Source organism: Pseudoalteromonas sp. NFXS53, assembly GCF_056629255.1.
On record NZ_JBWVBR010000001.1, the window covers coordinates 559,080 to 571,222 of the forward strand.

Genomic DNA, 12,143 nt, shown 5'->3' on the forward strand with positions numbered 1-12,143 from the left:
ATAATGTTCGAGGTGGAGAACTATGCGTATTGTAAAATTAAAGTCATTGCTGGTGTTAGCTCTCAGCCTAAAGACTATTGAGTGTTACTCAAGCGAAACATCGACTGAGCTAGCCAGACCGTTTGAGGTTGCTTATGTTTCTAGTAAGACCGAATTCATTGAAGTGCTCAGGGCTGATGCTGAAGGTAATCGGGAGATAACAAAAACAAATGTCAAAGGAGGGTATTTAGCTTGGTCACCAGACGGTAGCCAGTTTTCCTATTATGGGAAATATGATGATAGAAAAACATGGTCTATTCATATTATGAATCCAGATGGTTCGAATAGGACTAGACTTACTCATGCAAGCAATAAATGGGACTACGCACCAGCTTGGTCTCCTGATAGCAAAACGATAGCCTTTGCTCGAACTTATAAGGATGCAAACAATAAAGTACAAAATGAAATCTGGACAATGAGGCCCAATGGTTCAGAACAAAAGCGAATAGGTGGCCTGAAGGGAGGTGCCCCCATATACACTCCTGACGGCAAAAAGTTTATATTTCATTCTCAATTCGAAGGTTTAAGTTCTGAAATTAGCATTGCCAATGTCGATGGAAGTGACTTAGTCCAACTAACTTTTAACGATGCTGACGAGTGGCATCCTGACATCTCACCTGATGGCAAACACATTGCTTTCATGTCTAACCGAGACGGCAACTATGAAATCTACGTGATGAATATTGATGGTTCAAATCAAACGCGACTTACTTTTAGTGACAATGCAAACTGGTATCCAGCATGGTCACCAGATGGAACTAAGATCATGTATTCGACCGTAAGCAAAGACGGAGAAAATAAAAACGTTTATCTAATGAACAAAGACGGTAGTGCAAAAGAAAGAATTATTTCCGACAGTGAATATGCCATTTTTAAATAAAGGTAGGATTAACACTAAAAGCATGACTCCCTAGGATGCCATACGCTGGTGTGTAAGTAATGACTCAAGTTTCTATTCTAGTTACTAATATGCCTGATAATTCACCTGAAATATATGGTAGATTTAAAGATCACTTGGCTATTCTTTCAAGGGCTTGTGAGTCAGCAGTTTCTAATATCATGAAAAGCCAAGCCGTAATGATTCAAAAAGGCGACTCTGTAACTCAAACTTTATCTTCCACGTCCAAGGCAGTAGAGACTTTTGCGCAATCATATGACTCCTTCAGGCAAGGGACTATGAATCTAGTTGAAGACATGATTCAAGATCTTGAAGATATTTTGTACACTGTGTGTGAGAGTAAAGAGCAAGAAGCCTCTATAATGAAGGTTTTTGAGAGTTCTAAAGATAAAATATTTTCATTGGCTGACTCTGGAGCAACTACTTCATATTTATTAGAGTCCTTAAAATTAGATTTTAGGTCTGTACAAGAGCAACTTAAATTTTGAGATTTCTCGAGGGAGTCACAAATTAATTTGTTTGAAACAAATGAATGCGAAGATTGTACTTATGAGCATAAATTTAATACAACCAATCAACAATTAGAGAGTTTCAATTGCTACTTTGAAGGTAGGTTTATTTTTAAAGTATTAATATGAATGTTTCTATCTATCAACGCTCTTTAATTGCTATATGGAGCCTTGTTGCTCCTAAAAATTGTGCAAAGCATGTTATAGAGTTACCGTTTGTTCCCAAAAATAAATATCCTTTCAAGAGGTTACCGCCTGCAGATTCAACACTTTTTATATCCGATGAAACTACATTGTCACATTGGTTAGGTGAGAATGATAAAGCTATTCTTTTAGTCCCAGGTTGGAATGGTTATGGTGACCAGTTCTCTGAAGTCTTTGATGAGTTCCGCAAGAAAGGCTATTCAATATATATTGTTCAATCGAAAGGGTTTGGCTTTTCACAAAGCAAATCTTCCAAACCTATTCAGTTTATTAAGTCTATAAAGCAATCTTTACCTTACATACATGAACCTTTAAGTGCAACAATCGGCCACGGTTCTGGAGCTGCATTTGTCTTGAATGTAGCATCTCATAGAATAGACTTAGGAAAAATAATCTTAGTTTCTTGCCCAAGTGATCTTAAAAGTTATTTTCAAATGGAGTATTCGAATTACGCAGTTAGTGAAGCATGTATTAACTCTATGAATCAAGGTCTCTCAAGAAAATTTACAAATGTTAAAACTAACTTAGGTATGTGTATTGGCCAGTCTTCATCTAATACAGACTTTTTGATTATTCACGATGACAGTGACGAGGTTGTCTCCGTTTCTCATGCAAGAGCCTTAAGTCGATACTCAATCAAGTCTGAGCTTCATATTACAAGAGGGCTGGGCCATAGACGAATTCTAAAATCAAGAAGTGTCTGCAAAAAAATGCTTTCTTTCTGTTCGTAGTTTGTAAATTCGGAATATATAAAATGATTGTTCAAGAAAAAATAATAAATCCGCTTGAATTAAGCCGAGATAGAGCTGCAAATCCTTCGGGTAATTCACAAAAATTAGAAAGTGACCATAATGAAAGTAACTCTGGAGTTGAGGGGTTAAAAGCTTTATCTACAGAATTCAATCTCCAGTCTATGACAGAAACAGAGCGAGTTAATTTTGCTAATAAGGCTGTTTCTTTAGGTTTTCTGAGTTTGCAAGAAGCTGGGGCGCTGCTTCCTCCGGCTGTTAAGAAAGTGGAAGGTCCAAACGGTTATACTATCAAACAACAGGCATATTCCCGTAGTCATACGTTCAATGTAATGGATGAATTGAAGAACTCTATAGCATTCAGTAAAGCAAATGGTGGCTCCGAAGGTTTAGAAATTAGAGAGAAGTTATTTTCGAAGTTAGAGCACATTTTAAATGGAGGCTCAATAGATGTCAGTGCCTAATCAAAGTGATTATAAATGCGCAAAAGTAATTAGTTTTACTTTAAAATATGGACAAGTTTTTTTAATTAGCATTATGAGAAGTCGATAATGAATATTAAGTCAGTTGAAGGTAGCTCATCATATACACGAAGTTATAGTTCTGATAATAAAGTCGAAGTTCAAAGCAAAAAAAGCTTAACAGGTAGTCAAGGGTTAGATACACATTCGAAAGTTGATGTTAGAAATATCTCCATTGAAGACATTAACAGGCTCATAAAGTCTGGTGAAAATAAACTTCTTGATGTTGTTCCTTTTATATCTCCGGATGTGCTTCAAGATTACGATAATAATCGTCACGCAATTAAACATATAAAGATTAACTTAATGGATCAGGTTGAGAAGTCAATTGAGTTTAATAAAAGTATAGGAAAAGAAACTCATATTCTTGAGGGGGTATTTAATCGACTAAATGAAATTGACGGAACAGATATATATAGTGCTATTGAAGTGAAGGCTTGACGAACAGCCTTATGAAATTTTCATTTAATTAAAGATGTTTTATATGCTTGGTATTTTTCAGGGGCTCTTACGTTGCAGTTTTATAAACAAGTTTGGATTTCATCTCATAGTTAACTAAAAGTGGTTAACGACCTCACTAACAATCATTTAGAAAGTACCTTTTCAAACTCTGTTGTTAAAAATGTCAGATCAAGTCGAGACTAATTCACCTGAGTCAGTGATTTCTTCACTGACTCAGGGTCTTATAAGCAAAGAAAACAGAAACAGTTGCGTTTGCTGTCACAAACTCACTCTGTGTCTACTTCATTTTACCCCATAAATGTTCTGTTAGGAATTCAAGGAAAGTTACAAAGTGATTTGTATCTGTACTCCTGATTCTCTTGCAAAGTCAATATCATGGCTAACGAGAACAAAAACACCACGGTAATTACTTAGAGCTTGCGCCAGCATTGTTTTCGAATCAAGGTCGAGATGATTGTCTGGCTCATCGAGAAGTAGTAAAGGTTGCTCTGGCTGATGACTAACAATAAGCATGGCTAACTTCATCTTTTCTCCGCCGCTGAGCACATGACCAAGACGAAATACACTATCCCGGCGAAAACCAATACCTGCCAATAATGTTCTGGCATCACTCTCTTTCATGCCAATGCACTGTTTTATCAAGTTCTCAAGTATCGACAATTCAGCTCGAATGACACCAAATTGCTGATCAAGATAATACAATGGCGTATTCAGTTGTAGACTTCCTTGATGAAGCGAAATCTCACCGATTAGTGTTTTTAGCAGAGTTGATTTACCACTACCGTTTTTACCTATGAGATGTATCTTATCATTGGCATATACTTGCAATGAGATAGGCTCTTTACTACCAAAAGGTATTACCCCTTGAAGAATTGAAATCACTTTGCGTAAGCGGCTTGGGTTGTCCTCCAGGTAGAGTTTTTGTTGTTGCAACTGCTCTTTTTTTGCATTTAATGAAAAAGCTTTATCTAGTAAGTGAGTTCGGCGAAGTTGTTCATTTTTATTGCGATTAGAAGCTCGGGCGGATGCTTTGTCCTTTTTTCCATCAATTAGGACTTTGGGCTGACTCCCTTCCAGACGTAACTTAGTGCCTTGTGCGACTCTTTGCTCAGCTTTTTCAAGGTTTTTCTGAGCTTGCAATTCCAGCTTTTTCCTTTGCTTATCAACACTTGCTAGTTTTCGCTCTACAGCTTTTAACTCGGCATTTTTTTGTTTAGAGTAAACATCATAATTTCCACCAAATACTTGTAATCCAAGTCCAGACAACTCCCAAACCTCGTTCATTTCGCGTAATAACATTCGGTCATGACTGACAAGTAAAATAGCACCTTTGAATGCACGCATTGATTCTAGTAACCACTTCTTTGCATGCGAATCAAGATGGTTAGATGGTTCATCAAGGATCAGCAATTCAACGTTGCTTTCAAACAACTTCCATAGTTGTAATCGTGCTAATTGACCTCCACTCAGTTTATCGCAAGGTAAATCAGTGTCTTGTGGCAACCCCAGCTCTTTAAGTTGCCGAGTGAGCTGCAAGGGTAAATCCCATTGCTCCTTAATTATATCAAACCAATGCTGTGAACAATCACCTAATTCAACATGATTTATCGCTCTAAGCACCTCGTTTTTACCCAAAAACTGGGCAATAGAAAGCTTGGCTGATAGTAACTGAGATGGCTGTTGAAAATACAGCCCAAGTGACTTAGGTAGCGTGACAGTTCCACTTGACGGTTGTTGCTCTCCACTTAAGATCGAAGCAAGTATCGATTTACCAACACCGTTACGGCCAACTAAGCCGACACGGTTGTTGGTCATAGAACATGACAATTGTTGAAACAGCATTTCGCCGTTGTCAAAATAATGACTTATGTTATGAGTCTGTAATAATGGCATAATTTGCCTCCTGTATGACAGGGACAACAGCCGCAGCTAGATAATTCAAAAAATAAGAACAATACAAATCCTCGATAATATTTAAGCGCAAAATTATGAGAGTATTCTTATATAGAAACAATTGAAAGTGAGCTACGCCTACTAACCCTGTAAATCCAAAAATAAAATGAAAAAATGGATGACAGGTTTAGTTGTTCATATCGGCGTAATCTCCTTAAGAAGTAGGTGAAAAACTCTACTGTATCGACCCTTCTCAAGTCAAGGTACATAGTACAAGAAAAATACTTTTCACACGACTTTTGGTGGGGAAATGACGTAAATTGTATAGTACATAGTTTTTGAGCCTGATTGTGTCAGTGCTTGCTTTATTTGAGCTATAGAGAGACTTAGCTTCTCAAGACTTTCTAGTTAGGCTGAGACTCTTTTTAGAAATTTAACTGAGTGGCAGAGAGCATAGATTGACTTCAGCATGCTTTTTTGACATCAATTATTGATACTTATTGATACTTATTGATACTTATTGATACTTATTGATACCAACATTGTTCATTTCTGAAAGAGTTATACCTTTGCTTTCAATGAACTGTAACATACTGAATTGGAGACAATTCTCATTCGGCATTATTTATAATTAAAAGGCAACTGATATGTTTTTAGGGTGCTATTGCTTTGTCTATTAAAGACCGCTGGGTGAGTGACTTTTAATATGTTCTCGGCTTAAATTATCTCGGTAATGTGCGAGTTACGTTTGCTATTGTAATTCAAAAAATTCTTTAAATAATAAAATCAAAGGCTTATGCTCAATTTTAAAAAAAGAGCATAAACTATATTTCACTTTAAGTTATTTCAGCTTTGATACCCAATTACTCACAACATCAACATAGGCCTTTGGTAATACATGACCGCCTTCAAAATCAACTCGTTTGTACGAAGAAGTTATAGCTTTTTCGATCTCATCATTTTCTTCTGGGGAGCTATAATCATCTTCATTTGCCATGAGTAGCAACCAGTTTTCTACCTTTGCTTTCTTTGCAAATTCAACAGTACTGACCTCCTTCAAACTACCTGTATGTGGCGGAACCATAGTAATTAGGTGGGTTATTTCAGGATTGTTTGCAGCTAACATGATTGCCATTTGAGCCCCCATACTATAGCCAACAGCGACGATATGACGTGCTTCTTTGAAGTTCTTAGATAACCGTCCTAAGACATACTCATAATCTTTTACGCTATTTTTAATCATGGCATAATAATCACCAGTAAAGCCAAGTTTAGCTTTTGTTAGTGCTGTATCGGGGCTTCCTTCTTTTCTAGTATAACCATGCCAGCGCGCATCTAATGCAACTACTCTGTACCCTTTGTCTAAAAAAGACTGTGCCAATTGTTGTCCGTACATCGGTCCTGAACTAGCAAACCAATGAAAAAAATGTGTTTTCATTCCATGCATTAGAATAGCGATGGGGGCATCTTTCGATGTTTTCTCATTTTGCATAATGAATCCTCTCATTACTTTTCCATCATGAGTATCATAATTTATAGGACTGACTCTTGTAGCTGAGTTTGCATTTAATGAGGATATTAAAAGAATCACTCCGAGTAGATGAATCATTTTGTTGCTCATCATATTAGCCTCTTTATTTGAAAGCTGATATCGAATAACACCAGCCAAAGTTTCTAGTTAATAAAAGAAATCAATTAATGTTAATTTCTCAAGAATTTGCCTTCCTCGGTAAATTGAAAATGAACGTGAAGATTGCTTTTTTAATTTATTCTTTTAGTCATTTAATTGTTTGCAGATGTTTCTTTTCTTATGACTGACCGTACATAAAGGTTGTTAATGTTGTCTTTATATCTACGTTTAGTTGTGTATAAAACGAGACTTAAATAGGAAAAGCTATTCATATCAAAAGGGGGAAAGAAACAATACCACAACCTTAGAGATTGGTTTGAATTAAGGCTTTGCGAGATTTGTGTACTATCTGCAATCGTAAACGTATCCCAAGCACATACTTCCTTCCCTTTTCAGCTTAAACTTCTTTTTAAAAGTAGAGTGGAGATTACAATGTTGTTCAAAAATACTTACCTGACACTAGCAACTATTGCACTGAGCGTTACGTTAAGTGGATGTGATGTAATGAATAAAGTTCGCTTAATGAATGCGAACAACGACCTCAAGCCTGTGTGGAACAATAAAGAAAGAAGTACAACACCTGAGGCCGATTACGTTTATGCTAAACCATATGTTTATGCTTCAATCAACGGTGTTAAGAATCTCAAGTTTCTAATAGATACAGGTTCATCTATATCGATGATTTTCGATACAGAAAAAATAAATACACTTAACTTAAAAAAAGGTTACGAATTAAAGGTCGGAGGCTTTGGTGGTCATCAATATACCGCAGCGTATCAAACCAAAGTCGAAGAAGTTAATCTTGGCTCAATTTCATTTCATAACGTTAACTTTGGTTACATACCTATTTCTAAAACTAAGTTTTTTATCAGACCTGATCAGGTAGGATTTGATGGTGTAATTGGTAATGATCTTTTAAAAGACTTAGTTTGGTACTTTGATCGAGACTCGAGCAGGATTTCTGTTTATGAATCATTGCCCTCCTTTTTGAAAAAAAAGGAAGTAACGTGGACAACATTTGATACTTTTTTTGGAAAAATAAGTTTCGACGTCAAAATTACATTTTCGGACCATGTATTAGAGCGTAATCTTATCCTCGATACCGGCAGCAGGTATCATATGAGTATAAATGATGCGTATTTTTCAGATGGAAAGGTTTTTCCAAACCCAACTATAAGATCCGCTGGCTATAGTTTAAGTGGGATGGCTAATCATTTAAAAGCAAACACTCCTCAAGTTGAAGTAGAAGGTCTTAAATTTAGTAATGTTTTGACGAACATTATAGAGGAAGAAGAAGACGATTTTTGGACATTTGGTAGTGCTTTGTTGAGTCAATATGAAATTATTGTGGACTATCCAGCTAAGAAGTTAGGATTTATCGAACGAGAAGGGCAGACTTTTAAGAGTCAACATAACTTGGTCGGTTTAGAATTAAGGAAGCTACAGAATGGGAATTTTGTTGTGGTTTTTAGTTCCCCAGATTTACCAGCAAAAGAGCTAAATTTTCAGATTGGCGATGAAGTCAATAAAATTAATGGTCTAAGTGCAGAGAATATTTCTGTCGACGAATGGCTCATGATGGCTTCAAAAGAAGGAATGTTTGAGTTTTGTTTAAAAGATTCAACTTGTAAGATTGTTCAAGCTAAACCGATTTTAGGATTTTCAAAATAACAACATGTATAAAGGCTCTGAAAATAATTTTAATTTTTTAGAGCTATATATCGAGTTTGAGCGATTTAAAATATTAGCTTAATAAGTGTGATTACCAAGAGATACTCATGGTATGAGTGCCAAGCTGTTTTGACGTAATCACACTGCCCAGTTTCAGCAAGTTTTACAAATCGTTACACTGTGCATTGTCCCATGAGTGGGCTAGCTTGTGAGAGTTCGACGATTACCTCAATAGCTCTGTTAGCACGATTTTGTGATAGAGGTTTTGCGCTTCCTGATGTTTTAACTATTTTATTCCACCTTATTTTTAAGCTTACGATGGCGTTAAGTTGTATCGTGGGAGAGAGCACTAAGGTGGGAAGTTTCTGTCACATTTCCTAGCTTGTAAGCCAGAGCCAAAACATCAAGCTTCTACTGGAACTCATGGTCATCAGTGGATAGCTTACCATGCTCCTGACTTCGGTTACCTATAGTTTTCGTCCAGCAAAGTACATATCGGCAAAGAGCGAAAAGAAAACAGTTGCTCTAAAAAGATTTTGGACAAAAATGAGTTAGAGGCTATGGGCGGTTCTGTTCCAGAAGTAACCTTTAAATGACACTTACGAAACCAAAGACACTGATCCCATTGATTTCCAAAGCCGCATTATGATGGTGAATATGTTCCTGTGTTTGGAAATAACTCGAACCCCATACTATCAGCAAGCATTTCTTTGCATAGAATACCGTTACCTTCCAACTTTGAAAACAAGTTACTCTTATGCTCAGAAGAAGCTTTTAATCCAAACAGCACCATATCAACAGCTTCAGGGTTAAACGATTGAGTTGAATGCTTCTCTAGTGATTTTGTCCGACGCTTTTCGAGTATCAAACGATACTCTTTCTCGTATTTCCAGTGTTTTGATTTTTGAACTAACAGCCTATCTACTTGTTTCTCAATATTATAACTACTAACAATATCGAGGAAGTTCATTGGGGTATCTGTGTAACTCACTTCATCGTGGAACCGTAATGGCAATGAAGCTACCAGTTTTTCAAAGTGATACCTTATACAAAAACCTCGGTGGTTATCCCCATAGTGAGCCCAGAGAAGTGGATTTCGTGAACTAGTAGAGAGGCATGATATGTATGAGTCACACATCCTTTCTTGAATTGGTTCTCTATATTTCTCTAGAATTATCTTCTGCCCATCAGGTTTAGCCAGTTTTTGCATTAGTTCATGCTTAATTTGTTCAGGATGTCTATTCTCCGCTTGAGATCTTATATCAATAATATGTTGAAAATTATTATCAATGTATCGTGCTAACGTGATGTCTGTAGCAAAGATAGACGGAAAGAGAAGTGTTGCATCGAATGGATCATTAAAGGTTTCACCTATGGAAAAAGACAGCTCGTTATTTATCAAGTTGTTCACATGCCTATTTTTGTCAGATGTGAATGAGCGATATTGATATAGATACTTAACACTCAAAGTTTTTCTCCCCTACACTAAAACTGATTGATGCATTCAGTATCATACAGGCATTAGGAAAATTTGGTCAAATCACCACTTGGTGTTGTAGAGCATCAACAAATCTAAACAAAGATTATAACCCACCGATGGACAAAGGTTGAGCCAACGTTAGTCTCACTGAAGCTATAATCTTGATCGTAGGCTTGGACGTCTCGTCAATAGTTTTTCATAACTTGATAAGTGAACGTGACATGCTCAGGTATGTACTCTTTTTCATTAACTTCGGGTTGCACTTCATCAATTGTTAGAACACAGAGAGTTCCGTCTGTATTCAAAAGAATAGCTCTCTGCCCAACCTTTGGTTTGATACTCCTTCCATTCGTTAAAAATGACTCTAAAGTATTGATGGGGGCCTCTTGATTAGTAATTAACCCGATGGCTTTGAGGCCTGCATCTGTATAGAGATAGACACTCTGATTTGAACACCCACTGAACATTATTTTAAATTGGTATTCACCATTACCAACAGTGTAGTGCGGATGCTCTTTGTAGTAAAAAGTCACACGACCATCAAGGGATGGATTAACGTAATTACCTGGATCGGCTAAAGCATCTATTCTTTCAAGTCGTGCAGCACGTCTATGAATTACTGATAATGGAACTGCATGCGTTTTATCTGTGGGTAGACCCTCAATCCAACGCCAGATCGCATCAATCTGAACTGCCCCTGGGAACTCATTTTTGTTAGGGAGGGAATTAAAGTCAAAACCTTTAGGGTTATATTTCTTAAGCCACTCAGGTAATTTATACTCAGGGTTTCGCACAAAAAGAACTGACAACCATGTAGCTGGCTTGCTAGCAAAAGCTTCACTTATCCATTTGCTTTCGATACCAACACCTGAATATGGTTGATTATTTGCTCGCTCGACATAGTTTTCGTCTACAATCAACAGCACATGTTTAGCTTCAGTAACCTCTCTCATGAAGCCACTGAGGCTTGATCCATAATCAACAACCTCATCAATTTTTATAGTATACCCAATAAGGTGAAGTTGGTTTGCTAATAGACGGACCCACTCTCGATGACCTTCTGATGTCCATGCGTAAGAAATGAATAGATCAGTCTTCATATTTTTACTTCCTTTTTTTGCTCATAAATCCCTAATATTACTGACACTTTAATAACATAAGAACAAGTATGTCAAATTACATTTAGGCGATGTATACGGCCTAATACTCAAATTAACTTTGGGGCAGAAACAAGTTACACGAAGGTTCGCTATTGGCAAGATTGCTAGCCTTATTTATAGAACCATTCTTAATTTAACGTTTTTTGAATCACATTTAGTAGAAAAAACTTCCTGTATATTTGTTGTCCAGAACATAACTTTTACGATTAATTATTCAAATTTAAAAGGTTTAATAACAACTTGAATCACTGTTAAAATTTAACGGCTCCTCAATCTTAAGAGCTATGCTCATTATTTATAAATACTGATTCCGCCAAAGATAGAGATTGATATATATCCTTTGCTATATCAGAGATATGTTTGTAGGTTTCATGGAGTATATTTAAGTTTTCATAAGGGAATTGGAGAGAGCATTCACCTTGCTTAAATTTGATAATTGAGTTGTTCAGGTCAAAATATGACTCTAATCTATAAATAGACTCTACTCCTTGATTAAACAGTACTTCGTTATCTTTATGCTCTGATTTTTCAGAGCTTTGAATAAGAGAATTTTTTTTGAGTTGAATTGTGTTATTTCGTTTCACTGAATCGAATGTAGCTTTATATGAGCAATAGCGAAGATATAGTTTTTCAAGGTTTTGTAGTTGGGCTGAGATTCTTTCTAAAAAGTAAACCGAGTAGCGGAGTTCAGAGCTTGTATAGTTCGATTGAAGCATGCTTTTTTCACATTAATTACTGATGCTTAAACGATAACAACACTTTTAATTTCTGAAAGAGTTACACCTTTGTTTTCAATTAACGGTAACATATTTAATGAGAGCCAACTCTCACTTGGCTTTATTAATAATTTAAAAGGCAACTAACATGTTATCAGGCAAGTATTACTTAATTTATCACCAACCATACTCGGTGTGACTTTAATGATTT

The 12,143-nt window shown here is 36.4% G+C and carries 11 protein-coding genes; 6 read left to right on the plus strand and 5 right to left on the minus strand.

Translation table 11 applies throughout. The annotated features are described in order from the left end of the window. The first annotated feature begins 22 nt into the window (after positions 1–22). The 5 genes from AC1HJP_RS02230 (at position 23) to AC1HJP_RS02250 (ending at position 3,361) form a co-directional block, all read left to right on the plus strand. Positions 23–919, plus strand: a complete 897-nt coding sequence (locus tag AC1HJP_RS02230; RefSeq protein WP_480360066.1) for a DUF5050 domain-containing protein — start codon at positions 23–25, stop codon at positions 917–919. A gap of 59 nt (positions 920–978) precedes the next feature. After that, positions 979–1,425 carry a hypothetical protein gene (locus AC1HJP_RS02235; RefSeq protein ID WP_480360067.1) on the plus strand — a complete coding sequence of 149 codons (447 nt, stop codon included), beginning with the start codon at positions 979–981 and terminating at the stop codon, positions 1,423–1,425. Positions 1,426–1,571: 146 nt separating this feature from the next. Beyond that, a complete protein-coding gene (locus tag AC1HJP_RS02240; RefSeq protein WP_480360068.1) occupies positions 1,572–2,381 on the plus strand; it encodes a hypothetical protein in 810 nt (269 codons plus the stop codon). A gap of 23 nt (positions 2,382–2,404) precedes the next feature. Continuing rightward, positions 2,405–2,863, plus strand: coding sequence for a hypothetical protein (locus AC1HJP_RS02245; protein ID WP_480360069.1), 459 nt, complete (start codon positions 2,405–2,407; stop codon positions 2,861–2,863). Positions 2,864–2,950: 87 nt separating this feature from the next. Continuing rightward, a complete protein-coding gene (locus tag AC1HJP_RS02250) occupies positions 2,951–3,361 on the plus strand; it encodes a hypothetical protein (RefSeq protein WP_480360070.1) in 411 nt (136 codons plus the stop codon). Between the two features lie 345 nt (positions 3,362–3,706). On the opposite strand, the gene AC1HJP_RS02255 is transcribed toward AC1HJP_RS02250, so the two are convergent. Both AC1HJP_RS02255 and AC1HJP_RS02260 read right to left on the minus strand, forming a co-directional pair. Beyond that, a complete protein-coding gene (locus AC1HJP_RS02255) occupies positions 3,707–5,275 on the minus strand; it encodes an ATP-binding cassette domain-containing protein (RefSeq protein ID WP_480360072.1) in 1,569 nt (522 codons plus the stop codon). An 841-nt stretch (positions 5,276–6,116) separates the two neighbouring features. Next, positions 6,117–6,899, minus strand: a complete 783-nt coding sequence (locus AC1HJP_RS02260; RefSeq protein ID WP_480360074.1) for a dienelactone hydrolase family protein — start codon at positions 6,897–6,899, stop codon at positions 6,117–6,119. Positions 6,900–7,337: 438 nt separating this feature from the next. On the opposite strand from AC1HJP_RS02260, the gene AC1HJP_RS02265 reads away from it, so the two are divergent. Continuing rightward, on the plus strand, positions 7,338–8,576 hold the full coding sequence (locus tag AC1HJP_RS02265; protein ID WP_480360076.1) for an aspartyl protease family protein: 1,239 nt from the start codon (positions 7,338–7,340) through the stop codon (positions 8,574–8,576). Between the two features lie 643 nt (positions 8,577–9,219). Here AC1HJP_RS02265 and AC1HJP_RS02270 read toward each other — a convergent pair. From AC1HJP_RS02270 to AC1HJP_RS02280, 3 genes are all read right to left on the minus strand, one after another. Then, positions 9,220–10,044 (minus strand): DUF2971 domain-containing protein, encoded by an 825-nt coding sequence (locus AC1HJP_RS02270; protein WP_480360078.1) that lies wholly within the window; start codon positions 10,042–10,044, stop codon positions 9,220–9,222. 197 nt (positions 10,045–10,241) lie between these two features. Then, positions 10,242–11,156, minus strand: coding sequence for a toll/interleukin-1 receptor domain-containing protein (locus AC1HJP_RS02275; protein ID WP_480360080.1), 915 nt, complete (start codon positions 11,154–11,156; stop codon positions 10,242–10,244). A 335-nt stretch (positions 11,157–11,491) separates the two neighbouring features. Next, a complete protein-coding gene (locus AC1HJP_RS02280) occupies positions 11,492–11,932 on the minus strand; it encodes a hypothetical protein (protein ID WP_480360082.1) in 441 nt (146 codons plus the stop codon). Between the last annotated feature and the right edge of the window lie 211 nt (positions 11,933–12,143).